General features: G+C 72.9%; 19 protein-coding genes. 16 read left to right on the plus strand and 3 right to left on the minus strand.

What is annotated here, in order from left to right; genetic code table 11:
- The first annotated feature begins 329 nt into the window (after positions 1–329).
- The 3 genes from ACH47X_RS15830 (at position 330) to ACH47X_RS15840 (ending at position 5,084) form a co-directional block, all read left to right on the plus strand.
- Positions 330–1,844 carry a helix-turn-helix domain-containing protein gene (locus ACH47X_RS15830; RefSeq protein WP_397405546.1) on the plus strand — a complete coding sequence of 505 codons (1,515 nt, stop codon included), beginning with the start codon at positions 330–332 and terminating at the stop codon, positions 1,842–1,844.
- The gene (locus ACH47X_RS15835) at positions 1,841–2,584 is read left to right on the plus strand and encodes an HAD hydrolase-like protein (protein WP_397405547.1); all 744 of its coding nucleotides are present in this window, start codon (positions 1,841–1,843) and stop codon (positions 2,582–2,584) included. Before ACH47X_RS15830 ends, ACH47X_RS15835 begins: the two co-directional genes overlap by 4 nt.
- A gap of 196 nt (positions 2,585–2,780) precedes the next feature.
- The gene (locus ACH47X_RS15840; RefSeq protein ID WP_036959813.1) at positions 2,781–5,084 is read left to right on the plus strand and encodes a sodium-translocating pyrophosphatase; all 2,304 of its coding nucleotides are present in this window, start codon (positions 2,781–2,783) and stop codon (positions 5,082–5,084) included.
- A gap of 94 nt (positions 5,085–5,178) precedes the next feature.
- Here the strand turns inward: ACH47X_RS15840 and ACH47X_RS15845 are convergent, their stop codons facing one another.
- Positions 5,179–5,760, minus strand: a complete 582-nt coding sequence (locus ACH47X_RS15845) for a DinB family protein (protein ID WP_142032379.1) — start codon at positions 5,758–5,760, stop codon at positions 5,179–5,181.
- A 169-nt stretch (positions 5,761–5,929) separates the two neighbouring features.
- On the opposite strand from ACH47X_RS15845, the gene ACH47X_RS15850 reads away from it, so the two are divergent.
- The 8 genes from ACH47X_RS15850 (at position 5,930) to ACH47X_RS15885 (ending at position 17,719) form a co-directional block, all read left to right on the plus strand.
- Positions 5,930–8,557: a M14 family zinc carboxypeptidase gene (locus ACH47X_RS15850; protein WP_397405548.1), complete on the plus strand. Its 2,628-nt coding sequence runs from the start codon at positions 5,930–5,932 to the stop codon at positions 8,555–8,557.
- Between the two features lie 186 nt (positions 8,558–8,743).
- The gene (locus tag ACH47X_RS15855) at positions 8,744–10,360 is read left to right on the plus strand and encodes a M20/M25/M40 family metallo-hydrolase (protein ID WP_397405549.1); all 1,617 of its coding nucleotides are present in this window, start codon (positions 8,744–8,746) and stop codon (positions 10,358–10,360) included.
- Between the two features lie 69 nt (positions 10,361–10,429).
- Positions 10,430–10,762, plus strand: coding sequence for a CD225/dispanin family protein (locus ACH47X_RS15860; RefSeq protein WP_397405550.1), 333 nt, complete (start codon positions 10,430–10,432; stop codon positions 10,760–10,762).
- Positions 10,763–10,840: 78 nt separating this feature from the next.
- Complete coding sequence (locus ACH47X_RS15865) at positions 10,841–12,058, plus strand: hypothetical protein (protein WP_397405551.1); 1,218 nt, start codon at positions 10,841–10,843, stop codon at positions 12,056–12,058.
- Between the two features lie 10 nt (positions 12,059–12,068).
- A complete protein-coding gene (locus ACH47X_RS15870) occupies positions 12,069–13,661 on the plus strand; it encodes a DUF7059 domain-containing protein (RefSeq protein WP_397405552.1) in 1,593 nt (530 codons plus the stop codon).
- Between the two features lie 172 nt (positions 13,662–13,833).
- The gene (locus tag ACH47X_RS15875; RefSeq protein ID WP_232216081.1) at positions 13,834–14,775 is read left to right on the plus strand and encodes a LysR family transcriptional regulator; all 942 of its coding nucleotides are present in this window, start codon (positions 13,834–13,836) and stop codon (positions 14,773–14,775) included.
- A 162-nt stretch (positions 14,776–14,937) separates the two neighbouring features.
- The gene (locus ACH47X_RS15880; protein WP_397405553.1) at positions 14,938–16,059 is read left to right on the plus strand and encodes a S1 family peptidase; all 1,122 of its coding nucleotides are present in this window, start codon (positions 14,938–14,940) and stop codon (positions 16,057–16,059) included.
- A gap of 205 nt (positions 16,060–16,264) precedes the next feature.
- A complete protein-coding gene (locus ACH47X_RS15885; protein ID WP_397405554.1) occupies positions 16,265–17,719 on the plus strand; it encodes a S1 family peptidase in 1,455 nt (484 codons plus the stop codon).
- A 76-nt stretch (positions 17,720–17,795) separates the two neighbouring features.
- On the opposite strand, the gene ACH47X_RS15890 is transcribed toward ACH47X_RS15885, so the two are convergent.
- A complete protein-coding gene (locus ACH47X_RS15890; RefSeq protein ID WP_397405555.1) occupies positions 17,796–18,746 on the minus strand; it encodes a phosphatase PAP2 family protein in 951 nt (316 codons plus the stop codon).
- Positions 18,747–18,980: 234 nt separating this feature from the next.
- On the opposite strand from ACH47X_RS15890, the gene topA reads away from it, so the two are divergent.
- Positions 18,981–21,779, plus strand: coding sequence for a type I DNA topoisomerase (topA, locus tag ACH47X_RS15895; protein WP_397405556.1), 2,799 nt, complete (start codon positions 18,981–18,983; stop codon positions 21,777–21,779).
- Positions 21,780–21,788: 9 nt separating this feature from the next.
- Here topA and ACH47X_RS15900 read toward each other — a convergent pair whose 3' ends face one another.
- A complete protein-coding gene (locus tag ACH47X_RS15900; protein ID WP_397405557.1) occupies positions 21,789–22,190 on the minus strand; it encodes a pyridoxamine 5'-phosphate oxidase family protein in 402 nt (133 codons plus the stop codon).
- Between the two features lie 84 nt (positions 22,191–22,274).
- On the opposite strand from ACH47X_RS15900, the gene tmk reads away from it, so the two are divergent.
- The 4 genes from tmk (at position 22,275) to ACH47X_RS15920 (ending at position 26,727) form a co-directional block, all read left to right on the plus strand.
- Complete coding sequence (gene tmk / locus ACH47X_RS15905) at positions 22,275–22,967, plus strand: dTMP kinase (RefSeq protein ID WP_397405558.1); 693 nt, start codon at positions 22,275–22,277, stop codon at positions 22,965–22,967.
- The gene (locus tag ACH47X_RS15910) at positions 22,964–24,100 is read left to right on the plus strand and encodes a DNA polymerase III subunit delta' (protein ID WP_142032391.1); all 1,137 of its coding nucleotides are present in this window, start codon (positions 22,964–22,966) and stop codon (positions 24,098–24,100) included. The genes tmk and ACH47X_RS15910 overlap by 4 nt, the downstream gene beginning before the upstream one ends.
- Before the next feature lie 144 nt (positions 24,101–24,244).
- Positions 24,245–25,915 carry an enoyl-CoA hydratase-related protein gene (locus tag ACH47X_RS15915; protein WP_397405559.1) on the plus strand — a complete coding sequence of 557 codons (1,671 nt, stop codon included), beginning with the start codon at positions 24,245–24,247 and terminating at the stop codon, positions 25,913–25,915.
- A gap of 158 nt (positions 25,916–26,073) precedes the next feature.
- Positions 26,074–26,727, plus strand: coding sequence for a hypothetical protein (locus ACH47X_RS15920; protein ID WP_397405560.1), 654 nt, complete (start codon positions 26,074–26,076; stop codon positions 26,725–26,727).
- Positions 26,728–26,757: the final 30 nt, after the last annotated feature.

Here is a 26,757-nt window from a genome sequence, read left to right on the forward strand (position 1 = left end):
TGTCCGGGTATACATTTGACACAATGCGGACATGAGTTGGACGTTTGTCCAAGAAAGAATCGGCCTGACCTGCGAAAACGTCCGATCCTGCTTGTCTGCTGGTCTGGAGAAAAATACCTAGTACCGTCCGGATGCATGGACCTCGTGGGGGTGATACCACTGTGGTCATCCAGAGCCGTGAACTCGGCAAAAGAGAAATGCCGGACCCTCAGGAGCCCCCTGTGCCTCGTGCAACCGTACGCACCTGTGCTCGATGCGGCTGTGTCCTCAGCCGCTACAACTCCGAAGCGCGTTGCGCCGCATGCCGGCGCACCGAGTCAGTCCCGGTGGTGTCGCTGCCCAGCGTCCCCTCTCGGGTCTGGCAGGACGAAGCCGTCCGCTCGGCGCTGGCCGACTGGGACTTCGGTCAGGTCAGCCGCATGGTGCGGCAGCTCGTCCCGCTGCGGCAGGAGGACGTGGCAGCCCTGACCGGGCTGAGCCAGTCCTACCTTTCGATGCTGGAGTGCGGAGACCGCCGCCTGACCGACGTCTCGCGCGTCGTCCAGTTCCTCACGGGGCTGGGCACGCCGCCGGACCTGGTGCGCCTCCCGCTGCCCGGGATCAGCCCGCTGCCCGACGCCGCCGCGCCCGCTCGGGCCGCGTCCTCCGGCCAGACCGCGAGCGCACCCGTGACCGTGACGCCCACCGCGCCCGACCCCACGCTGCCGTGGACGGCGGACCGGATGCTCACCGCGCTCCGCCTGGCGCACATCGCCGACAACACGGCGGACTGGCTGCCCGCGGACGCCAACGGTCCGGTGTCGGCCACCGCGATGGCCGACGCGGCCGGGACGGACACGCCGCGTCCGGCGTCGGGCGTCGCGCTCAACTCGATGATCCAGCGCTGGGACGCGGAGCAGGCGGAGCCGCTGCGCCGCGCCACTGTCGGCACCCGGGTGTCGCTCGAGCTCTGCGGGCACCTGCAGGGCACGCTCGACGAGCTCCGGGTCATGGACAAGGGCTCGGGCAGCGGGGCGGTGGCCGACCTGGCCCGCGCCCACCTCGCCCTGGTGGTCCGGATCCTGGAGCGCAGCACGTACGACGAGGTCACGGGCCGGCTGCTCGCGGCCGTCGCCGCGGACACCGCCACGCAGGCCGGCTGGTTCGCGTTCGACGCCGGGCGCACCGACGCGGCGCGCGCCTACATGCTCGCCGGGCTCCGTGCCGCGCACGCGGCGGCGGACGACCGGCTCGGCGCCGGCGCGCTGTCCTACCTCGCGATCCACGGCTACTCGAGCGGCGACCCGCGTGACGCCGTCCGGGCCGCGGAGGCGGGCCGACGCCGGATCGCGCGGCTCGACGCGCCGCACCTGTCGGCGACGCTGCTGACCCGCCAGGCCCGCGGCCACGCTGCCGCCGGCGAGGGCGAGGCCGCGCGCCGGGCCCTCGGCGAGGCCTCGGAGCTGTGCGCCCGCGGCCGCGGCGAGGACGACCCGCACTGGCTGTACTGGATGAACGAGGGCGAGATCCACGGTCAGTCCGGCTCGGCGCACCTGGCGCTGGGCAACACGGCCCGCGCCGTCGAGAGCTTCGGCCACGCGATCCGTGCCGAGCGGGCGGGCGAGCGCCGCACGCACGGGCTGTTCCTCAGCCGGGCCGCCCAGGCGCACGCTCGGGCGGGCGACCTCGACGCGGCCTGCGCCACCGGCGAGGAGGCCGTGGCCATCGCCGAGACCGTGCAGTCGGCACGCCTGCGGGAGCACCTGCGGGACCTGTCGGCAGACCTGCGGCGAGGTGGCTCGACGCGGCGCTCCGGAGTGGGAGCGCGGGTGCTGACCGAGCGGATCGCGGCACTGGCGTCGTGACGGCGCCGGCCACCTCCGGCGGCGATGTCCGGGCCCTCGTGCTCTGGGACATCGACCGGACGCTCGTCTACGTCGGAGAGGTGGACCGGACGGCATACCGGGAGGCGTTCGCCGAGGTCGTGGGACGGCCCGCCGAACGCCTCCCGGCCAAGGGGACCGGGGTGACCATGCCGCTCGCGATCCGCGGGCTGCTGGCCGACAACGGTGTTCCCGAGCGCGAGGCGGAGGAGCTGCTGCCGCGGATGCTCGTGGCGGTGCCCCTGCACTTCGCGGCCCGCACCGACGAGGTGCGCCGCCTCGGGACCGTGCTCCCCGGGGCCATGGGCGCCCTGAAGGCCGTGGCGGCCGAGCCCGACCTGGTGGCCACGGTGCTGACGGGCAACCTCGAGCCGAACGCCCGCATCAAGCTCGGAGTGTTCGGCATGGACCGGTACGTCGACGCCGGCGTGGGTGGCTACTCCTCCGACGACGCCCACCGGCCCGCCCTCGTGGCCGTGGCTCAGCGGCGCGCGGGTGAGCGGTACGAGAGCACGTTCCACAAGGGCAACACCGTGATCGTGGGCGACTCGCTGGAGGACGTGCGCACCGGCCTGGAGGGCGGGGCGCACGTGGTGGCGGTCGCCTCGGGGACCACGCCGGCGGACCGGCTGGCCGAGGCGGGGGCCGACGTGGTGCTCCCGGACCTCACCGACTCGGGCCGGCTGATCCAGGAGATCCGGGTCCTCACCGACACCGCCTGACCCCCTCGGCGGGGTCGCGCCCGGGGTGCGGAAGACTCCATGATTCGACATAGTGACTGGCGTCACATGTGAGTAGACTCTGGTCTCTTCCCGCCATCGACGTTGCTGGCGGGATGCATCGGCCTTGCACGGGTCAAGCCTGTGCAGGGCATTACATATCTGGGGGAACAGCCCCGGAGCTCGTCGAGGAGGACGGATGCTCGAAGACGACATTGTTTTCGGCGCAGGGAGCTACACCACGGTGGCGGTGATCGCCGTCATCGCGGCCGCTGCCCTCGGGTGCGCTTTCGTGCTGCGCCGACAGGTGCTCGCCGCGCCTGATGGAACCGCGAAGATGCAGGACATCGGCCAGGCCGTGCAGGAGGGCGCCTCCGCTTATCTGAAGCGGCAGTTCCGCACTCTCGTGCTCTTCGCGGCCGTGGTCTTCGCGCTGCTCTTCCTGCTGCCGGGCGACGGTGGGGTGCGTGTCGGGCGCTCCATCGCGTTCCTGTTCGGTGCCGGGTTCTCCGCGGCCATCGGCTACCTGGGCATGTGGCTCGCGGTGCGCGCCAACGTCCGCGTGGCCTCGGCCGCGACCCGTCCGGGTGGCCGGGCCGAGGGCGCCCGCATCGCCTTCCGTACCGGCGGCGTCGTCGGTATGTCCGTGGTGGGCCTGGGCCTGCTCGGCGCCGCACTCGTCGTGCTCGTGTACGACGTCGATGCGCCCGCCGTGCTGGAGGGCTTCGGTTTCGGCGCCGCGCTGCTCGCCATGTTCATGCGCGTGGGCGGCGGCATCTTCACCAAGGCGGCCGACGTCGGCGCCGACCTGGTCGGCAAGGTCGAGCAGGGCATCCCCGAGGACGACCCCCGCAACGCGGCCACCATCGCGGACAACGTGGGCGACAACGTCGGCGACTGCGCCGGCATGGCGGCCGACCTCTTCGAGTCCTACGCCGTGACCCTCGTGGCCGCCCTCATCCTGGGCAAGGCCGCCATGGGCGAGCAGGGCCTCGTGTTCCCGCTGATCGTCACCGCGATCGGCGCGTTCGTCGCGCTGCTGGGCGTCTTCATCACCCGGGTGCGCGGGTCCGAGAGCGGTCTCGCCGCGATCAACCGCGGGTTCTACATCTCCGCCGTCGTCGGCGCCGTGCTGGCCGGCATCGCGGCCTTCGTCTACCTGCCGTCCTCGTTCGGCCAGATGACCGGCACCGCCGACCTCACCGATGTGACCGCCGACCCCCGGATCGTCTCCGCCCTCGCCGTGCTCATCGGTGTGGTGCTCGCGGGCGTCATCCTCTGGGTCACGGGCTACTTCACCGGCACCGACAAGAAGCCGACCCTGCACGTGGCCGAGACGTCCCGCACGGGCGCCGCGACCGTCGTCCTGTCCGGCATCGGCGTGGGCTTCGAGTCCGCCGTGTACACGGCCGGCATCATCGCCGCCGCGATCTGTGGCGTGTTCCTGCTGGCCGGCGGCTCGGTGCCGCTCGCGCTGTTCCTCGTGGCCCTCGCCGGCTGCGGCCTGCTCACCACGGTCGGCGTCATCGTCGCCATGGACACGTTCGGCCCGGTCAGCGACAACGCGCAGGGCATCGCCGAGATGTCGGGCGACGTCGACGAGGAAGGCGCGCAGATCCTCACCGACCTGGACGCCGTCGGCAACACCACGAAGGCCATCACCAAGGGCATCGCGATCGCCACGGCCGTGCTGGCCGCGACCGCGCTGTTCGGCTCCTACGCGGACGCCGTGTCGCACGCGCTCGCGCAGGTGGGCGACGTCGGCTCCGGCCTCGTGACCTCGATGCTCAGCTACGAGATCATCTCGCCGGTCACCCTCGTGGGCGTGATCCTGGGCGGCGCCACCGTGTTCCTGTTCTCCGGGCTCGCGATCGACGCCGTGACCCGCGCCGCGGGCGCCATCGTGTTCGAGGTGCGCCGCCAGTTCCGCGAGCACCCGGGCATCATGACCTTCGACGAGCGTCCCGAGTACGGCAAGGTCGTGGACATCTGCACCCGCGACTCGCTGCGCGAGCTCGTCACCCCGGGCCTGCTGGCCGCGTTCGCGCCCATCGCGGTCGGCTTCGGGCTCGGCGTCGGGCCGCTGGCCGGCTTCCTGGCCGGTGCGATCGGCTCCGGCGTCCTCATGGCCATCTTCCTGGCCAACTCGGGCGGCGCCTGGGACAACGCCAAGAAGATCGTCGAGGACGGCAAGTACGGCGGCAAGGGTTCGGAGGCGCACGCGGCCACCGTCATCGGTGACACCGTGGGCGACCCGTTCAAGGACACCGCCGGTCCCGCGATCAACCCGCTGATCAAGGTGATGAACCTGGTCGCGCTGCTCATCGCCCCGGCGGTGGTGGCGATCAGTGTGCCGTCCGACGCCAACCACGCGCTGCGCATCGGCATCGCGCTGGTGGCGGCGGCCGTGGCCTTCGGCGCCGTGATCTGGTCCCGCGTGCGGGCCTCCCGCGTCGACGCGGCGCAGCAGGAGGAGCAGGACCGCACGGCGGCGGCGGTCTAGCCGGTACCGCGCGAAAGTCCGTCCCAGCAGGCGATCAGGCCTGGAATCCTCGCTGATTCCAGGCCTGATCGCCTGTTCGGGGCGGACTCGGGTCCTACTGGCCCACGCGGCCGTCGACGCACTCGCGGAGCAGGTCGGCGTGGCCCACGTGCCGGGAGTACTCCTCGATCATGTGCACCAGGATGTCCCGGACGGGCACCTCGTCGCCCTGGTGCGTGACGGTCTCGCCCAGCCCGTCCTCGGGGAGGGCCTCCATCCAGGCGTCGGCGTCCCGGACCTCGCGGCGCCAGTTCTCCCACGCGTCCTCGACGACGGCGGGGTCGGCCACGGCGCCGTCGAAGTCCGCGTCGGGGTTCTCCGGCCCCTTTCCGAACATCTTGGGCAGGTCGACGCGGCCCTGCAGCGCCCGCTGGAACCAGCTCTGCTCGACGTCCGCCAGGTGCCGCACCAGCCCGAGCAGGGACATGGTCGACGGCGGCACCGACCGGCGGGCGAGCTGCTCGGCGTCGAGCCCGTCGCACTTCATCTCCAGCGTGAGCCGGTAGTGCCGCAGGTAGTTCCAGAGGGTCTCCTTCTCGCCGACCGGGCTGGCCAGCGCCTCCCGCGGGTCGCTGTCGGGGTCCACCCACATGTCGGGGTAGACGGTGGCTGAGGTCCATCGCTCGGTAGTGGTCATGAGGCCAGTGCACCGCCGCCTCCGGCCCCGGTCAACGGCATTGTTTCGCGGCGCGGGCCGTGGAGGGGCAGGCGAGCCGGGTCGCCGGGCCATGCGGTCGCCCCAGTTGATTCTCGGTTCGGCCTCCGGATGGTCCAGACTTGGCCGAATTGTCGCTGGGGAGGCTCCGTTGCTCGCTCGTACCCGCTTGCTCACCGCGCTGACCGGCGCGGTGGTCGGCGTGACGCTGGCCGTCGGCGGCGCCGTGCCCGCGACGGCGACGTCGGGCGGCTCCGGACCCGCCGTGGCGGACGTCCGGACGGGACCCGCGGACGGTCCGACCGACCCGGGCGCCTTCATCGCGTCGTACGTGCCGCCCGACCCGGTCCCGCGCGGCCCGGCCGAGGTGCACATGCCGGCGTCGTACCCGTACCAGCCCCGGCTGCGGGTCTTCCCGCAGCCCGAGCGCGACGCCACGGACCGCAACCGGACGGCGAGCCACGCCGACCTGGCTCCCCGGCTGCAGCGGCTGATGGAGCGCAGCGACCGGGTCTCGACGCAGGTGGTGGGGCAGTCCACCGAGGGGCGCGACCTCTACCTGGTCACCGTGACGGCGCCGGAGAGCGCGGCGGAGACCGCGCGGCAGGCGGCCTGGCGCGAGGAGATCCGCGACCGGCCGAACCTGGCCGCGCACGACTCGGCCCTGCGGTCGGGCTACAAGACCCCGATCTGGATGACCGCGAACATCCACGGCGACGAGTGGGAGGGCACGGACGCGGCGCTGCGGGTCGTCGACCGCCTTGCGACGGCCGACGACCGGGCCACACGCCAGACCCTGGCCCGCCACCGGATCGTGTTCAGCCTGACGCTCAACCCCGACGGCCGCACCCACGCGACCCGCCCGACGTCGCTCGGCCTGGACGCCAACCGCGACATGATCACGCTCGCCACGCCCGAGGCGCGCTCGTACGTGCGTACCCTCCAGGCGGTGCAGCCGCTGCTCGCGGCGGACTTCCACGGCTACACGGGCGTGCTGCAGCTCGAGCCGGCCGGCCCGCCGCACGGCGAGAACTACGAGTACGACCTGCTCCTGCCCCACGGCTACGCGATCGCGCGCCAGGTCGAGGACGACGTGGTCGCCGCCGACATCGCCGGGAACACGTACTACGACCCCGGCACGGGCCGGGCGGTCGAGAAGGACACGGGGTTCGTCAAGATCCCGTACCGGGACACCCCGTCCGGCTGGGACGACTACCCGCCCGTGTTCACGGCGCAGTACGCGGCCCTGCACGGCGCGGTGACCACCACGGTCGAGCTGCCGCTGGGCCGCACGGGCGCCACCACCACGCCGGCCGACTCCGCGGTGGACACCGAGGTGGCGGTCACGGCGATGACCTCGATGATCGACTACGTCCACCGCACCTCGGACGCCATGCTGGCGGGCCAGGTCGAGACCTTCCGCCGCGGCGTGGCCGGTGCGCCCAAGGTCGCGCTCACCACGAGGAACGTCGCCCACGTGCCCGGCCCGGACGAGTGGAAGCGGCACTGGGGCACCACCGACGACCAGGAGCCCGTGCGGCTCCCGCGCGCCTACGTGATCCCCGTGGGTGAGGACCAGCGGTCGTCGAGCGACGCCGAGGACCTGGTGGACACCCTCCTGTTCCACGGCATCGAGGTGGGCCGGTTGGACGCCCCGGCGCGCGTGCCGGGCACGGGTACCACCTACCCCGCGGGCTCGTACGTGGTGGACCTGCACCAGCCGCTGCGGGGCCTGGCGAACTCCCTGCTCGGCCTCGGTTCCGACATCTCCGCCAAGGTCCCCGGCATGTACGACATCTCGGCATGGTCGCTGGCCGAGCTCTGGGGCGCGACGGTGGATCCGGTGGGCGTCACGACCGACGGACCGGTGGGACGCACCACCCTCCTCCACGCGCCCGTCGAGCACGGCGGCGTCGTCCCCCACGAGCGCTACCTGCGGTTCGACCTCGCCGGCGTCGCGGACCACCGCGCCCTGAACGACCTGCTCGGCCAGGACGTGGACGCGCGGCTGACGGCGGACGGCGGCGTCGTCGTCGGGCCGGACGGGCGGGGCCCGGCCGTCGTCGCGGCCGGCCGGTACGGCATCGACCTCGGGGCCTCGACGCGCGCCGAGTACCGGTCGGCGGAGCCGGCCGAGGACCTGACCATCGCGTACGTGGGTGACCAGGACGACCGGCTGGCGCTCACGGCGCTCGGCTTCGACGACCTGGTCGCGGTCTCGGCGGGCGGTATCGGGACGAGCGCCGCCGTCGGACGGCCGACGGGCCTCGAGGGTGCCGACGTGCTGTGGGTCGGCACGACCCTGGACCTCCCGCCGGGGACGGCGGGTCACGAGCACGTCCGGTCGTGGCTGCGCGACGGCGGCGCGATCGTCGGGCGCGGCGCGGGGGCCTTCGCGGCCGCGAAGTCCTTCGGTCTGGTCAGCGGCACGGCGGTCACCGGCGACGAGGCGGGCAACGGCATCATCGAGACCGATACCCCGGGCGACGTGCTGGGCGACCACCCGCAGGACCGGGGATTCGTCTACCCCGCGGTGTGGTTCACCGACGTGGGCCCGGGCACGACGGCGGAGCTGACCTACGGCAGCTTCCTGGCCGGTCACTGGTCCTCGTCGGGGCGCGGACCCGGACCGGAGGCCGCCAGTGGGCGAATTGCTGCTGTATCCGGCAAAATAGGACAAGCGCGGGCGTTCGTGTTCGGCACGTCGGTGTTCTTCCGTACCCATCCCCGGGGTGGCCTGAGCCAGGCGGGGACGGCGATCCACTGGGCCGCGGGCTGATCTCCGCGGACGTGCTGGTCACACCGTGGCCGGGGCACCAGCGATCACCAGGGGTATGTGGAAGACCGGGTGCTAGCGCTATCGTCTGCCGTGTTGTGCTCCCGAACGCCCCGTGGCCCGCGGGCGTGGTCGGGAGCCCCGACGCAGGGGTCCCGTCGTGGGAGGCCCGGAGCAGGAGAAGGTCCCGTGAGTGCCGACATCGACCCGACCGAGGCCATACCTCAGGTCACGGCCGAAATGATCGCGAGGGCGGCAGCCCAGCAGGCCCCGGCCGAGCGGGAGGCCCCCGCCGCACCGGAGCGCACGCCGGCCAGGAAGCCGGAGCCCGGACCCCGGTCCGAGCGGGAGCCCGTCGCCGAGCAGCCCGCAGCGCCGGACGCCGTGCTCTCCACGCGGCCGGGTGCGTCGCCGTTCACCGCCTCGGAGCCGTACGCCGACCGGCACACGTCGGCGGGCCACATCGCCGCCGGGCACCTCTCCTCGCTCGTGCAGATCCCGACGGTGTCCACGTGGGACCCGGAGTTCCTCGACCACGACTCGTTCGCCCGGCACCGCGCAGCGCTGGCGACCTTCTACCCGCGCGTGCACGCCCTGCAGAGCGAGCCGGCGGGCGAGCACGGCCTGCTCTACCGCTGGCCCGGCCGGGGGCGGCAGGACGTGCTGCACCCCTACCCCGTGGTGCTCATGGCGCACCAGGACGTGGCGCCGGTCCGGGTCATGGACTGGCCCGGCGGCAACCCGTTCTCGGGTGAGATCCGCGAGGGCGTGGTGCACGGCCGCGGCACGCTCGACGACAAGGGCGCGCTCGTCGCGGTGCTCGACGCCGTGGAGACGCTGCTCGGCGAGGGCTTCGTGCCCGAGCGCGACATCTGGCTCTTCTTCGGCGCCGACGAGGAGACGGCGGGGGAGTCCGCCCAGATCGCCGTCCGCCGGCTGTACGAGCTCGGCGTGCGCCCGTGGCTCGTGATCGACGAGGGCGGGTTCGTCGGGACGGACGTCTTTCCCGGCGTCGACCGGCAGACCGCCCTGGTGGGCGTCGCGGAGCGCGGCCTGATCGGGATCAACCTCTGCACCACGGACGTCGGCGGCCACGCCGCGACCCCCGGCCGCTGGACCGCGACCACGCGCCTGTCCCGGGCCGTGACGCGGGCGGGCCGGCACCGGTTCGCGGCCCGCGTCAGCCCGCCGACCGTCGAGATGCTCGCCGTCGTGGCCCCGCGCGCCACCGGCTTCCAGGGCACGGTGCTCCGGCTGGTCACGAAGGTGGCGGCCGGGCCCTTCCGCAAGCTCGCGGCCTGGATGCTGGCGGGTGCCGGCCCGGAGGCGGCCGCTATCGTCCGCACCACCGTGGCGGTCACCGAGCTGGAGGGCAGCCCCGGCGCGAACGTCGCGGCCGCTACGGCCCGGGCCCGCCTCGATGTCCGCGTGGCCCCCGGCGACACCGTGGAGCGGACCGTCGCGCGGCTGCGCCGCGTCATCGCGGACAAGCGGGTCGAGATCGAGGTCGTGGAGAGCGACGAGCCCAGCGAGGTCTCACCCACCGACAGCCAGCAGTTCGCGCTGCTGAGCGAGGCGATCGGGGCCGCGTACCCGGACGCCCTGGTGGTGCCGCACGTGGCGCCGGCCGCCTCGGACGCGCGCCGGTTCACCCCGATCAGCGACCACGTCTACCGGTTCCGGCCGTTCGTCATGAGCCGCGAGCAGCGCCAGTCGTCGCACGGTGCCGGAGAGCAGCTGAGCGTCGATTCCCTGAGTCGCGGAGTGCATTTCTATCGCGAGGTGCTGCGCAAGATACCGGGCTGACCTGGGCATTCAACAAAACGCCGAAATTGCACTAAGTTCTCCCTCTATATCGGTGAGGGGGGACATTTCATGAGTAACTCGGCAGCGCAGCCCGGGAGCTCGGGCCGGTCGCGCGCGCCCGTGAACGTCAGCGTCCACACCTATCCCGCGCAGCTGCAGTACCCACCACCGACGTATCTGGTGTTCACCGTTCTGGTCACCCTGTTCGGATTCCCGCCGACCGGAATCATCGCGCTGGTGAACTCCATGCGCGTCAACACCCTGTGGAAGACCGGCCAGCACGACAAGGCGCGCAAGTCGTCCCGCCGCGCGCGCAACTGGGGTCTGCTGACACTCGCCATCTGGGTCGTGGCCGTCGTCGTCGTGGTGTTCTGGGCGAGCATCGCCTACCTGAACGGGTAGCACTTCACCCGCAGTTCGTCAGCTATCACACGTTTGCCCCTCCTGTCTTCCCCGGTTCTGCGGGTAAAGTGCGCGGCTATGAGTGCGACACGGCGCAAGGGCTCGCGAGGTGGGCGTGCTGCTGCCCGCGCTGGTGGTCCCCCCGCAAGCAACGCGCTCACCTGGGCGGAGAGCCTTGCCTCGGGCGAGGCCGCACCGGGTGCGAGCGCGCTCGAGTGGGCCGAGGGGCTCGCCAAGGACGCGAAGGACGACGCCGCACCCAGCCCGTGGGGCGCTGCGGCGAGCGCGGCCGCGCCCGCCGAACCCGCCCCGGCCGAGGACGCCGGCGCAACCCCCTGGGGACCGGTCCCGGCGCCTGCGGTCGCCGACGACGAGAGCGACGTCGAGGCCGAGGCCGACGCCAACCCGTGGGGCTCCGTGGCCGCTGCAGAGCCCGCCACGAGCCGGGGCCGGGGCAAGAACGCCGGCGGCAAGAGCGGCAAGGCCGGCAGGTCGCGCGGCAAGGGCAAGGGCACGCGGTCCGGCGCCAAGGGCGCGCCCAAGGAAGACCTCACGCCGACCCCCGCGGGCGGCTTCCCGCTGATCGCGGGCCCGGCGACCGACGAGGCCCCGCAGGAGCCGCTGCCCGACGACGGCGCGCTGCCCGGCCTGCCGAGCATGTCCGGCGCCGACGTCGCGGTCCCGGCGAGCGCCGGCGAACCGTCCGGCCCGGGCCGGTCCGGCTCGTCGAAGGCCGGCTCGTCGAAGGCCGGCAAGGGCCCCCGCGGCCGCATCCCCACGCCCAGCACGGCGCAGCAGCGCAAGATCAAGAAGACCCTGCGCCGGGGCCTGCCCAAGTTCCTGGACCGCCCGCTCGTGCTCGTCCTGGCCGGCGTCGTCTCCGCGGGTCTGGGCCTGGGCGCGGGCTGGGGCATGGACACCTTCTCCGGTGGTGCCGGTGGCTCGGGCTCGACGGCGGACGCCGCGTCGTGCGCGCAGACGCAGATGGCCTGGACGCAGGCCGCCAACGCCCAGTCGGCGATGGTCGAGGACCAGCCGGACACGCTGCGCAAGGGCTTCATCAACGCGCGCAACGCGCTGGACGGAGTCACACCGCCCGAGGAGATCTCGCAGGAGTGGGCGGTCGCCTTCACCTACTACTCCACGGTGGCCAACAACATCGAGAAGGTGAAGGCCAACGACGGCCCCGCGGTGATCTCGGCGGTCGGCGGCGCGCAGCAGGAGCTCGACACCGAGGCGATGGTCAAGGCGTCCGAGACCATCGGCCTGTACGTCAACTCGAACTGCACCCGGTAGTCGGGTCAGGATGGTGCCCGTGCACCCTCCTGTGACCGATCCCGCCCTCGTCGCGTCCCTCCGGGACGACCTGGTCTCCTCCGCCTACGACGTCGACGGCGTCGAGGACGTGCTCGGGCCCCTGGCCGCGTCCGCGCTGCACCGGGAGCAAGCCCTGCCCGCCCGCCGGGCCCTCGCCGCGGCGGTCGCGGGCAAGCCGGCCGCGGACCGCGACCCGCGCGCCACGCTCGCCACCCTGTTCCTCCTGGGCGAGCCCGTGCCGCGGGCGGCACTGGACCGCGCGCTGCCCGGCACCGGGACGGCCGGCGCGGAACGCCTCGGCCTGGCCTCCGCCCAGGGCACGGGGGACGACGACGCCGTCCGTGCCGTCGTCGACCTGCGCCCCTACTCGTCGGCCGACGCCGTCGGCGACGCCCGGTGGTGGCTCGCCAGCGACCTGGGCGAGCTGGCCACGGGGGGACGCCTGGCGACCGACCACGTGCTCGGGGCCGGGGGTGCGTCGCTGACGCTCGCCCAGGTCACGGTGCGTAACCCGGTCGGCCGGGTGCTGGACCTGGGCACCGGCTGCGGCATCCAGGCCCTGCACGCGGCGCGGCACGCCCAGCACGTGGTGGGCACCGACATCTCGCGCCGCGCGCTGTCGTTCGCGGGGTTCAACGCCGCGCTGAACCTGCCCGACGGCGCGGAGCTGGACCTGCGGCACGGGTCCATGCTGGAGCCGGTCGAGGGGGAGCGGTTCGACCTCGTGGTCTCCAACCCGCCGTTCGTCATCACGCCGCACGCGGGCGCTGCGGGCCGCGCCGTGGCCGACGCGCTCGGCGACTACGAGTACCGCGACGGCGGCCGGGCGGGCGACGACCTGGTGCGGGACCTGGTTCTCGGCGTCGGCGGCGTGCTCGCGCCGGGCGGCACCGCCCAGCTCCTGGCGAACTGGGAGCACCGCCGGGGCGAGCCGTGGACCGAGCGTGTGGGCCGCTGGCTCGACGACGCGGGCCTGGACGGCTGGATCATCCAGCGCGAGGTGCTCGACCCCGCCGAGTACGCCGAGACCTGGATCCGCGACGGCGGCACCACGCCCGACCGCGAGCCGGACGCGTGGGCCGCGGCGTACGGCGCCTGGCTGGACGACTTCGCGTCCCGGGACGTCGAGGCGGTCGGCTTCGGGATCGTCACCCTGCGGCGCCCCGCGTCGGGCGCCGCGACGCTGCGCCGGCTCGAGGAGCACACCGGGTCGGTGCGGCAGCCGCTCGGCGCGCACATCGCCCGCAGCCTCGCCGGGCACGACTGGCTCGCGGCCCGGGACGACGCCGCGCTCGCCGCGGCGCACCTGGTGACCGCCGCCGACGTCACCGAGGAGCGCTACCTGACGCCCGGCGCGGCGGACCCGAACGTCGTCGTGCTGCGGCAGGGGGACGGGCTGGGGCGGGGTGTGCACGCGTCCACGCCGCTCGCGGCGCTCGTCGGCGCGTGCGACGGCGATCTGACCGTGGGGCAGATCGTCGGCGCCATCGCGTCGCTCTTCGAGGTGCCAGCGGACGCGTTGGCGGCAGAGCTGCTCCCCGCCGTCCGCGGCCTGGTCCGGGACGGTTTCCTGGAGGGCTGACCGGCGTCCGCGGCGGGGCGCCCCGGGACCCGGGGAGGCCGCTCCGGCGGCCTCGCGAGCTCGCGGAGGCCGTTACCGGGACGTAACGGTCTTTCGCGCAGACCGATAAATTTTGTCGATGCCCGAGACATATGGGCCTATGACAGATATTTTCCACCCTGTGGAACTCGACATGCGGCACTTGAGGATGGTCGTCGCGGTTGCCGAGTCGGGCAGCGTCACGAAGGCGGCCGCTGCCCTCGGCATCGCGCAGCCGGCGTTGACCGCGCAGCTCAACCGCATCGACCGGTCCCTGGGCGGGAACGTCTTCGTCCGCGACCGGTTCGGTGCGCGACCGACCGAGCTCGGCGAGCTGGTTCTCAGGCACGCTCGCGTGCTTCTCCCCGCCATGGCGGCCCTGGCCGACGACGCCGAACGCCTCGTCAACGGCGACGTCGCCCACGGCGAGACCGTACGGGTCGGCATCACCGGCACCGGCCTGGGCGGGCTGTTCGTCAACCAGCTGCACATCGGCATGCCCGGTGCGCAGGTCACCACGGCCATGCCCCATCTGCCCGACGACGTCGCCGCGCGGCTCGCCCGCGGCACGATCGACGTCGGGCTGGTCGGCATGTGCTCCGACGTCTCGCCCCCGGCGGCGGTCGAGGTGTCCTGGACCCGGGTCTGCACCGACCCGATGTTCGTGCTCATCGACGAGCACCACCCGTACGCGGGCAAGCCCGAGGTGTCGCTGGCGGAGCTGGCCGAGGAGCAGTGGCTCCGCGTGCCGTCGCACGGCTGCCTCGAGGAGTGCTTCGTCTCGGCGTGCGTGCGCGCGGGGTTCACGCCCCGCGGTATGGGCGAGGCCGAGTGGACCACCGCCGTCGACCAGGTGCGCGCGGGCCGCGCCGTCGCGCTCGTGGAGCCCGGCCAGCCGGACCCGCCGGGTGTGGCCGCCGTCCCGCTGGCCGGGGCGCCGTTGCGCCGTACCCACTACCTGGGCTGGCGGCATGACGCCGATCTGCGTGTGGACCTGGAGGCCGTCGAGGGCGCGGCGCACCGCGCCCACCGTGACGCGGTGCGCCGCAGCCCGCAGTACGAGCAGTGGCTGGCGATGTACGGGATGCTCGGGTGACGGGGCCGGGGTGGGCACTTACGTGGTTTGCCCTCCATAGGAAATATGTATGACCTGAGTGTGATCTGGGCGCGAAGTCCAGCTCCTCCTAATGTGGCGGTGCGGGTGAAAAATCACCCGTGGGTGGAACTTCACCCCCTCTGACTCAAGGAGTCGCTGGAGATGAGACGTACTTCCCTCCGGGGCGTCGCCGTGGCAACCGCCACCGTGGGCCTCTTTGCCGGCACCATCAGCGCCGTCGCCGCCGCACCGTCCGACGTCGAAGCCGCGACCGCCGGCTACGCGCCGGGCCTCGTCGCCGCCATGGAGCGCGACCTCGGCCTGAGCACGGCGGACGCCGTGGCCCAGATCGAGGCGCAGGAGGTCCTGGCCGACACGCAGCAGAACCTGGAGAAGTCGCTCGGCGCCTCCTATGCCGGAGCCTGGGTCGAGGGGGCGGACGCGCTGCACGTCGCCGTCACCGACGCCGCGCAGGCCGCCGACGTCCGCGCGGCCGGGGCCACCCCCGTGACCGTGGACAACTCGCTCAAGGCGCTCGACGCCTGGACGGCGGACCTGGACGGCGCGCTGTCCTCGTCCGACGTGACCTCGTACCACGTGGACGTGGAGACCAACGAGATCGTCATCGACGTGGTCGAGGGCGCCGCGGCCGACGTCCGGGCCGCCGTCGCCGAGGCCGGCGTGCCGGCGTCCGCCGTCAGCCTGGCCACCGCGACGGAGCGGCCGAGGACCTACGCCGACGTGATCGGCGGCGAGGCGTACTTCATCGACGGCAGCGCACGCTGCTCGGTCGGCTTCGCCGTCACCGGCGGCTTCGTCTCGGCCGGCCACTGCGGCTCGGTCGGCTCCACCGCGAGCGAGCCGAACGGCACCTTCGAGGTCTCGGAGTTCCCGGGCAGCGACTACAGCTACGTCTCGGTCGACTCCGACACCCCGGTGGGTGTCGTCGACGACTGGAACGGCGGCACCGTGGCCGTCGAGGGTTCGACGCCGGCCGCCGTGGGCGCCAGCGTCTGCCGCTCGGGTTCCACGACCGGCTGGCACTGCGGCACCATCGAGGCGCTCAACGCCACGGTGAACTACGCCGAGGGCAGCGTCTCCGGCCTCATCCAGACCGACGTCTGCGCCGAGCCGGGCGACTCGGGCGGCTCGCTGCTCGCCGGCTCGCAGGCTCAGGGCATGACCTCCGGCGGCAGCGGCAACTGCTCCTCCGGCGGCCAGACCTTCTTCCAGCCGGTGGGCGAGGCGCTGAGCGCGGCCGGTGTGTCGCTCCTGACGAACTGAACCAGCCGAAGGCACTGACGCGAGGGCGCTGAGCGCCACCGCCGTCGGGCCGCCGGGCGGGTAGGGGAAGCCCCTACCCGCTCTGCGGCATGTCCGCATATTGCGCCGATATGTCCAAAACGGTATCTGGGAGTTACCTGAACGCGACCTTACGCTCTGTCGCACTGGGTGAATTCATTGCCCCGACGACAAGGAGTCGCTGGACATGAGACGCACATCCTTCAAGGTGATCACCGTGGCCACAGCCGCGGCGACGCTTCTCGCCGGCAGCATCACCGCTGCGACCGCAACCGCTGCTGCCGGAGCCGACAAGCCCGAGGTCTCCAGCTACGCCCCGGGCATGGTCGACGCCATGGAGCGCGACCTCGGCCTGACCACCTCCCAGGCCGTGGCCCGCCTCAAGACCGACCAGGCCCTGTCCGACAAGCAGCACGCCATCGCCAAGTCCCTCGACAAGGGCTACGCGGGTGCCTGGGTGAGCGGCACCGAGCTGTTCGTCGCGGTCACCGACACGGCCGGTGCGGCCGAGGTTCGGGCCGCCGGCGCCACGGCGGTCACCGTCGACCGGTCCCTGGCACAGCTCGACCGTCTGGCCACGAAGGCGTACCAGGCGGCTCCCGAGGCCAAGGTCGCCGGCGCGTACGTGGACGTCGAGTCCAACTCGGTGGTGCTGGAGGTCGCCCAGGGCGCCAGGGCGGCCGTCGCCGCCGCCGTCGAGCGGGCCGGTATCGCCGCCGGCACGGTCTCCCTCGTCGAGGTGAAGGAGATGCCCCGCACGTTCATCAACGTGATCGGCGGCAACGCCTACTACATCGGCGGCTCGCGCTGCTCGGTCGGCTTCTCGGCCACCGGCGGGTTCGTCACCGCCGGCCACTGCGGCGACGTCGGCAACGCCACCACCAGCCCCAGCGGCACCTTCCGCACCTCCTCGTTCCCGGGCAACGACTACGCCTACGTGAACGTCGGCACGGACGACACCCCCGTGGGTGCGGTCAACAACTACAGCGGCGGCACCGTGAACGTCGCGGGCTCGACGGCGGCAGCCGTGGGCGCCACCGTCTGCCGCTCGGGCTCCACGACCGGCTGGCACTGCGGCACCATCCAGGCGCTGAACGCGTCCGTCACCTACGCCGAGGGCACCGTCTCCGGCCTGATCCGCACCAACGTCTGCGCCGAGCCGGGCGACTCCGGCGGCTCGCTCCTGGCCGGCACCCAGGCCCAGGGCATGACCTCGGGCGGCTCGGGCAACTGCTCCTCCGGCGGCACCACGTACTTCCAGCCGGTGAACGAGGCGCTCAGCGCCGCGGGCGTCACGCTGATCACCGGTGGCGGCGGCACCACGCCCCCGACCGGCTGCGCGAGCCAGGAGACGGCGTTCAGCGGTTCGCTGAGCAGCGGCGCCTACACGTACAAGCCGAGCAGCAGCGGCTTCTCGGCGTCGTCCGGCACCATCACGGGCTGCCTCGACGGCCCGACCGGCGCCGACTTCGACCTGTTCCTGCAGAAGGTGAGCGGCAGCAGCTGGGTCACGGTGGCCCAGGGCATCACGTCGCAGCCCGACGAGAGCGTGAGCTACAACGGCACGGCCGGCACCTACCGCTGGGTCGTGGAGTCCTACTCGGGCTCGGGCTCGTACACGGGCGGCTACTCGACCCCGTGACCCCCGTCCCATGACGTGTCAGACGCTCAGGTCACCGTTGTGATCTGAGCGTCTGACACGTTCGCCGGGCACCAGGTCAGGGGCGCGCCGTGGACTGGCGGACCAGGAGGAGCAGGGCGAACGAGCCCAGGGTGACGGCCACCACGCCGAGCGCGCCGCCCATGTACGCCGTCAGGTCACCGCCGATCGGCAGGGCCCAGCCGTAGCCGCGCACGCTGCCCAGTGCGCCGACGCCGAGCACGCCGCTGGCCAGGGCTCCGAGCAGCAGCAGGCCGGCCGCGCCCGACGACCCGGGCTCCGCGCCGAACCGCGGCTCGTCCAGGGACGACCGGGAGCTCAGCGCGCAGACGCCGGCGCCCCAGGCGAGCACCACCAGGATCCCGGCGACGACGTCGGACGGCCGGTGCCACTGCCCGATCAGCGTGGACACGCCGGTCGCCGCCGTGTAGGCAGCGCCCGCCAGCGCCACGAGCGGACGCCAGCGCCGCGGCACCGCGATGAGCAGCCCGGCGGCGATCGAGGCGGCGACGGTCGTGTGCCCGCTGGGCAGGGTGTTGATGTCGGCGCGCGCGGTGTCGAGCAGCGCGGGCCGGTCGAGCACCACGTGCTTGAGCACCTGTGTGGTGAGGTTCGCGCCGGCCACCAGGATCACCACCTGCGCCGCGAGCCACCAGCGCCCGCGGGCCAGCGCGAGCACGACGGCGACCGCGAGGCCCAGGCCGATGAACGAGTTGGACACCACACCGAGCACCGGTTCGGCCAGTTCCCACAGCACGCCCTGCCCCGTGGCCGCGCCCTCGAGCGCGAGCTGGTCGGCGTGCTGGCCGCGCCCGGAGGCGACGAACGTGTCCCAGGTGGCCCACACGCCCCACATGCCCAGGACGGCGACGACGGCGGCCGCCACGCGCGGCCCCACGCGGGGTCGGTGACCGGGCGTCCGACCAGGCATCGGGCTGCTGACGCCGCCGACGGCGCGGCCCTCGGCGGGCTGCGACAGATCGGGTGGCGGGAGGGCGCGGTCGGTCATGGCCTCACCGTAGAGGAGTCCGTTGGAGAGACCGTGGCGCTCATGTGTGGCTCCCTGTGTCATCGGCGCCATGTCTCCGACGCCACGAGTGAAAATCACCACGGTCATGTGAAACTGCCGGGCGGCGCCATGTGAGCCCGGATAGGGTGCGATCCGTCGCGCCTGGCGTACCGTGAACTCTCCAACGCCACCCGGCGCACGTCCCCAGACCCAGCAGGAAGCAGGCAGGACCGGATGTCCCAGGCACGCAAGCTCGTGATCGTCGAGTCGCCCACGAAGGCTCGCAAGATCCAGAGCTATCTCGGTGACGGCTACGAGGTCGAAGCCAGCGTGGGGCACATTCGCGACCTCCCGCAGCCCAAGGACCTGCCCGCGGAGATGAAGAAGGGGCCGTACGGCAAGTTCTCCGTCGACGTCGACAACGGGTTCGACCCGTACTACGTGGTCCACGCGGACAAGAAGAAGAAGGTCTCCGAGCTCAAGAAGGCCCTCAAGGACGCCGACGAGCTCTTCCTCGCGACCGATGAGGACCGCGAGGGCGAGGCCATCGCCTGGCACCTGATCCAGGAGCTCAAGCCCAAGGTCCCCGTCAAGCGCATGGTGTTCCACGAGATCACCCGCGACGCGATCCTCCGCGCGCTGGAGAACACGCGCGAGCTGGACCAGGACCTGGTGGACGCCCAGGAGACGCGGCGCATCCTCGACCGCCTGTACGGCTACGAGGTCTCGCCTGTCCTCTGGCGCAAGGTGCGGCAGGGCCTGTCCGCCGGCCGCGTGCAGTCGGTGGCCACGCGCCTGGTGGTCGAGCGGGAGCGCGAGCGCATGGCGTTCGTCTCGGCCGACTACTGGGACGTCGCGGGCACCTTCGCGGTCGCGGACGACGGCGCCGGCTCCGGCCAGCCGTCCTTCCGCGCGCGGCTCACCCAGCTCGCGGGCCAGAAGGTCGCGTCCGGCCGGGACTTCGACGACCGGGGCCGGCTCAAGGTTCGCACCGGCGTCGTGCAGCTCGACGAGGCGGCGGCCCGCGCCGTCGTCGCCGGGCTGGAGGCGGCCGACTTCGCGGTCAAGAGCCTCGAGACCAAGCCGTACACGCGCCGTCCGGCCGCGCCGTTCACCACCTCCACGATGCAGCAGGAGGCCGGCCGCAAGCTGCGGATGTCGTCGCGTCAGGCGATGCGCACCGCGCAGGGCCTGTACGAGAACGGCTACATCACCTACATGCGTACCGACAGCCCCTCGCTGTCGAAGGAGGCGACCGACGCCGCGCGGCGGCAGGCCGCCGAGCTCTACGGCGCGGAGTACGTGCCGGGCGCGCCGCGGCTCTACGCCAGCAAGGCCAAGGGCGCCCAGGAGGCGCACGAGGCGATCCGTCCCGCGGGCGACTCGTTCCGTACCCCGGCGCAGGTCGCGGGCGAGCTGAGCGGCGACCAGTTCCGGCTGTACGAGCTGATCTGGAAGCGCACGGTGGCCTCGCAGATGGCCGACGCCAAGGGGTCGACGGCGTCCGTGCGGCTCGGCGCCGTCATCAGCGGTGGCGTGCAGGACGGCAACGAGGCGGTGTTCTCGGCGTCCGGCACGGTGATCTCGTTCCGCGGCTTCCTCGCGGCGTACGAGGAGGGTGCGGACGCCGAGACCGACGCGCCCGACACCGCCGCGGCGGCCAAGGAGACGCGCCTGCCGACGATGGCCGAGGGCGACGCGCTGACCGGCACCGACCTCGCCGCGGACGGCCACTCGACCACGCCGCCCGCGCGGTACACGGAGGCCTCGCTGGTCAAGGCGCTGGAGGAGCGCGGTATCGGCCGCCCGTCCACCTACGCCGCGACCATCTCGACCATCCAGGACCGGGGCTACGTGATCACGCGCGGCCAGGCCCTGGTGCCGACGTGGCTCGCGTTCGCGGTGATCCGGCTGCTGGAGGAGCACTTCGACCGGCTCGTCGACTACGACTTCACCGCGACGATGGAGGAGGACCTCGACCAGATCGCGGCCGGCTCCCGCGAGCGGGTGGCGTGGCTGCGCGAGTTCTACTTCGGCGAGGTGCCGGGCAACGTCGGCACGTCCGACGAGCTCGGCGTGGACAGCGAGGGCGGCGGGCTGCGCGCGCTGGTGGAGAACCTCGGTGAGATCGACGCCGCGGCGATCAACTCCGTGGACATCGGCGAGGGCATCCGGGTGCGCGTGGGCCGGTACGGCCCCTACCTGGAGGACCTCGCGGCCGAGGTCGAGGAGGGCAAGAACCCGCCCCGCGCCTCGGTGCCGGACGACGTAGCGCCCGACGAGCTGACCGTCGCCAAGGCGCGCGAGCTGCTCGCGGCGGGCGCCGACGACGGCCGCGTGCTGGGCGAGCACCCCGAGACGCACAACCCGATCGTGGCGAAGAACGGCCGCTACGGCCCGTACGTCACGGAGCAGCTGCCCGAGCCCGACCTCGACCCGGACCTGTCGGCCGCGGCGAAGAAGCGGGCGCTGGCCGCCCTGCCCAAGCCGAAGACGGCGTCGCTGCTCAAGACCCAGTCCCTGGACACGGTGACCCTGGAGGACGCCCTGCAGCTCATGTCGCTGCCGCGCGTGGTGGGGGTGGACCCGGAGTCGGGCGACGAGATCACGGCGCAGAACGGCCGCTACGGCCCGTACCTCAAGAAGGGCACGGACTCGCGGACCCTGCCGAGCGAGGAGGCCATGTTCACGGTCACCCTCGACGAGGCGCTGGAGATCTACAAGCAGCCCAAGCGGGGCCGCGGGCGCACCGCGACGCCGCCGCTGCGCGAGCTCGGCGACGACCCGAACAGCGGCAAGCCGATCACGGTCAAGGACGGCAGGTTCGGGCCGTACGTGACCGACGGCGAGACCAACCGCACCCTGCCGCGGGACCTCACCCCGGAGTCGGTCACGGCCGAGCGGGCCATCGAGCTGCTCGCCGAGAAGCGCGCCCAGGGCCCGGCCAAGAAGCGCACCCCGGCCAAGAAGGCGCCGGCCAAGAAGGCGCCCGCGAAGAAGGCTCCGGCCAAGAAGCCCGCGGCCAAGAAGTAGTCGTGCGGGTCAGCGCCGCAGGCGGCGACCCGACACGTGGGTGGGCGTGATGCGTACCCACGTGTCCCGGGTCTCCGCCAGGTAGCTGACCAGGTTGGTCGACTCGGCCGCCGCGATGTCGGCGTCGGTCTCCAGGATCTCGGCGGTGCCCTTCACCACGACGCTGTAGGCGATCTCCGGTCCCCACTGGTCGACCTCGAACGCGACCTTCTCGTTGATCGCCACCTCCGCGACCTTCGTGCCCGGGATGGTGTGGAAGTAGATGGTCCGGTCCGCGACCGCGAAGTTCAGCGGGAAGATCTCGGGCTCGCCCCCGACGGCGGTGCCGAGGCGCCCGATGGGCTGCATGGAGAGGAACTCCCAGCACTCGTCCTCGGTGATCGACGTGATGCTCTGCTCGTTGTCGTCCATCTCCCCATCGTGCGCCGGGTGCGCGGGTGCCGCTCAGCGGGAGCCGCCCGGGTCGATGTCGGCGGGCCCGGTTAGGGTGGCGGCGTGAACGCACCGGGCTACTTCATCTCCTTCGAGGGCGGCGAGGGCGTGGGCAAGTCGACCCAGTCCCGCCTCCTCGGCGACTGGCTGGCGGACCTGACGGGCCGCGAGGTCCTGCTCACGTTCGAGCCGGGCGCCACCACGCTCGGCCAGGAGCTGCGGGCCGCCGTCATGCACGGTCAGGACATGGGCCCGCGCGCCGAGGCGCTCATCTACGCCGCCGACCGTGCGCACCACGTCGAGACCGTGGTCCGGCCCGCGCTGGAGCGCGGCGCCGTGGTGATCACCGACCGCTACGTCGACTCCTCGATCGCCTACCAGTCCGGCGGCCGCGACCTGCCGCCGGGCGAGGTGGAGCATCTCTCGCTGTGGGCCACCAAGGGCCTGCGCACGGACATCACGATCCTGCTCGACCTCGACCCCGAGGCTGCCGCCGCCCGCCGCGCCGCGGCCGAGGGCAAGGGCGCGCTGGACCGGCTGGAACGGGCCGGCCTCGAGTTCCACACGCGGGTGCGTGACACGTTCCTCCAGCGCGCCGCGGCCGACCCGGAGCGTTACGTGGTCATCGACGCCGCGGCCCCGGTCGACGACATCCAGGCACAGATCCGGGTCGACGTCGTGGCGCGGCTGGGCCTGACGCCCGTCGTCACCGAGGCGGCAGCCGTCACGGCCCCCCGTTCCGAGGACCGCCCGTGACGGTGTGGGACGACGTCGTCGGGCAGGAGTCCGCCGTCGCCGCACTGCAGGCCGCGGTGGCCAACCCGGCCGCCATGACGCACGCGTGGCTCGTGACGGGCCCGCCCGGTTCGGGCCGGTCGGTCGCCGCGCGAGCCTTCGCCGCGGCGCTGCAGTGCCCGCAGGGCGGGTGCGGCGTGTGCCAGGCGTGCACCACCACGATGGCGGGCACCCACCCGGACGTCACGCTGCTGGCCACCGAGAAGGTGGTCATCGCGATCGACGAGGTGCGCGACCTGATCATGACGGCGTCCCGGTCGCCCTCGGGCGGCCGCTGGCGCGTCATCGTCATCGAGGACGCCGACCGCATGGCGGAGCGCACCACCAACGTGCTGCTCAAGGCCATCGAGGAGCCGCCGCCGCACACCGTCTGGGTGCTGTGCGCGCCGTCGGTCCAGGACGTGCTGCCCACCATCCGCTCGCGCTGCCGCGGCGTGGTGCTGCGGGTGCCGCCGCCGCAGGCGGTCGCCGACCTGCTCGTGCGGCGCGACGGCGCCGACCCGGCGGTCGCGCTCAGCGCGGCCCGCGCGGCGCAGAGCCACGTCGGCCTGGCCAAGCGCCTGGCCCGGGACGCCGGGGCGCGCGAACGGCGCACGGCCGTGCTGAGCATCGCGCGCCGCATCCGCGGCGTCGGCGACGCCGTCCTCGCCGCGGGCGAGCTGGTGGACGTGGCCAAGGCGGAGGCCGTCTCGGCCACGCAGGAGCGCGACGCGGCCGAGAAGGCCGAGCTGCTGCGCGCCCTGGGCGTGGCCGACGGCGAGACGCTGCCGCCACGGCTGCGCTCCCAGCTCAAGCAGCTGGAGGACGACCAGAAGCGGCGTGCCACGCGGCATCAGCGGGACGTGCTCGACCGCGCGATGGTGGACCTGCTCTCCCTCTACCGGGACGTGCTCGTGGTGCAGCTCGGGGCGGAGGTCGACCTGGTCAACGCAGAGCTCGCCGAGACGGTGCGCGCCCTCGCGGCCGACTCGACCCCCGAGCAGACGGTGCGACGCATGGACTCGATCGGGGTGGCGCGCACCCGCCTGGACGGCAACGTGGCGCCGCTCCTGGCCCTGGAGGCGATGGCGATCGCGCTGCGTCCGCAGGGCTGAGGTTCTTCCGCGGTATCCGCCACGTGTGAAGATTTGGCGCGGGTGAATCCGAACCACCGTGGCACATTGTCCTGAATGCCGTCCCTGGTTAGGCTGCGGGGCGCCCCCAGAGCTCTTCCGTGCGATTTAGGAGTCCACCGTCCGATGAGGATCCTCCTGCTGGTTTCTGCCTTCAACGGTCTTACCCAGCGGGTCTGGTGCTCCCTGCGGGAGCAGGGGCACGACGTCGGAGTCGAGCTCGCCCCAACCTTCGAGTCGGGTGCCGCCATGACCCGCGCCGTCGAGCGGGCGGACCCGGACCTGATCCTGTGCCCGTTCCTCAAGCACCGCGTGCCGGACACGATCTACGACCGCTGGCCGACCGTCATCGTGCACCCGGGCCCGGTGGGCGACCGCGGGCCCTCGTCGCTGGACCACGCGATCCGTGACGGCCGCGACAGGTGGGGCGTCACGGCCCTGTCCGCCGTCGAGGAGCTGGACGCCGGCCCCGTGTGGGCCACGGCCGTGTTCGACATGCCGGACCAGCCCATCTCCAAGAGTGCGCTGTACAACAGCCGCGTCGCGGACGCCGCCATGGCCTGCATCGGCGAGGTCGTCCGCAAGGTCGCCGACGGCGAGCGGCCCATCCCCTCGGAGGCCTGCCTGCGGATCGTGCCGGTCAGCGGCGAGCTGCCGCTGCTGCGCCGCGAGGACTTCCGGATCGACTGGAGCCGCCCCGCCACCGAGCTGGAGCGGCTCGTCGCCGCGGCCGACGGCGCCCCCGGCGCTCCCGCGGGCGTGAACGGCCGCTCGGTCTGCGTGTTCGACGCCGTCGCGTCGCCGGAGCACACCGGCGCCCAGCCCGGCACCGTGGTGGGCCGCAACCTCGACGCCGTGGCGATCGCCTGCGGCGTCGGCACGCTCTGGGTGGGCTACGCCGCCGAGCTGAGCGGGCGCCGCGGCACCAAGCTCCCGGCCGCGCAGGTCATCGACGCGAGCAACGCCCCGTTCCGCCGCGTGCCGGACTCCATGGCGGAGACCACCTACGTGCGTGACGGCGCCGTCGGCTACCTGACGTTCCGCTCCTACAGCGGCGCGATGTACACCGAGCAGTGCCGCCGCATGACGAGCGCCGTGGAGAAGGCCCTCACCGAGGACACCCGGGTGCTGGTCATCAAGGGCACGGAGCACGCGTTCTCCAACGGGATCCACCTGGGCACCGTCGACGCCTCGCCCGACCCGGCCGCCGAGGCCTGGGACAACATCTGCGCCATCGACGAGCTCTGCCTCGCCATCGCGACCGCCGAGCAGCTCACGGTCGCCGCGTTCACCGCGAACTCCGGCGCCGGCGGCGTCATGGCCGGGCTGTGCGCGGACGTGACGCTGGCCCGCGAGGGCGTCGTCCTGAACCCGTACTACGACATGGGCATCTTCGGCTCCGAGCTGCACTCGTGGAGCATGCCCGCGCGGGTGGGCGACCACCGGGCGTCGCTGCTGCTGTCGCGCAAGCTGCCGATCTCGGTGGCCGAGGCAGCACGCATCGGGCTGATCAGCGCCGTCGGGCCGCGCGAGTGGGGGGAGTTCACCACCTGGCTGCAGTCGGCGGCGCAGGGGTACGAGGAGCCCGCGACGCTCGGCTGGATGCTCGCCGCGCGTGCGGAGCGCCGGGCGACCGACCGGCCGCTGTCGTACTACCAGACCATCGAGCTGGCCGAGATGGCGCGCGACTTCTTCGACGACCGCAACGCCTTCTCGGTGCACCGCCGGGCCTTCCTGCGCAAGACGGCCGCTGACGCCACGCCCGAGAAGCTCCGGTTCGCGACCGCCCGCGTCTGAGCTCTCACCCGCTCGAGGTGCCGATCACCTGACCGTTTGCCAATGTTGGTCGCGGTGTCGTGCAAGAACCACGCCGCTCGCCACATGACAGGGGTGGAGGCGTCGCATTCCTGCGACACACACCTGGTGGTGTCAGAGGCGAGCGGAAGGAACTGGGCATGAGGATCGAGCGGACGAACCGGTCGGGTGCTGCGGCACGGACTCTCACGCGCGCGGGCGCGTCGGCGCTGGGCATCGGGGTGATCGCGGTTCTCGCGCTGGCGGGGTGCGCGCAGGCCGACACGGCGGGATCCCAGACGGGCGGGTCGGTGTCGACGTCATCCCCCGAGGAGAGCGACATGACCAGCCCCAGCCCCAGCGCGTCCGACGGGTCCGAGGACGGCAAGCTGCCGGATGCCGCCGACATGGAGCTCGCCGCCGGGAACTCGGGCCGCGGCCTGCCGCCGGGTCTGGAGGGCAGCACCGACTCGACCGTGGGCGTCGCGTGGTCGCCGGAGCCCGGTCTGCTGTACGTCGTGACCAACGGGTCCAGCTCGTGCCCCACGTTCGCGGAGCCGCAGGCGACCATCGGCTCGGGTGGCAAGTCCGCCGGGGTGGCCGCCGCGGACGGCGTGCTCACGGTGGCCTTCGTGCCTGCCGAGGACGGCATCTGCACCATGGACTTCGTGCCCACGACCACGGTGGTCGAGGTTCCGGCCGAGTCCGACACGGGGCAGCCGGTGCCGGTCCAGCTCGGCGACAAGGGCAAGGTCGAGCTCCAGCCGCGCAGCGCCGACGGCGAGCCCGGTCCGGTCGCCTGGCTCGACTCGTGAGGGTCGCGTGTCGGTTCGCCAACGGGTAAG

Source organism: Promicromonospora kroppenstedtii (assembly GCF_044389675.1).
Classification (GTDB): domain Bacteria; phylum Actinomycetota; class Actinomycetes; order Actinomycetales; family Cellulomonadaceae; genus Promicromonospora; species Promicromonospora kroppenstedtii.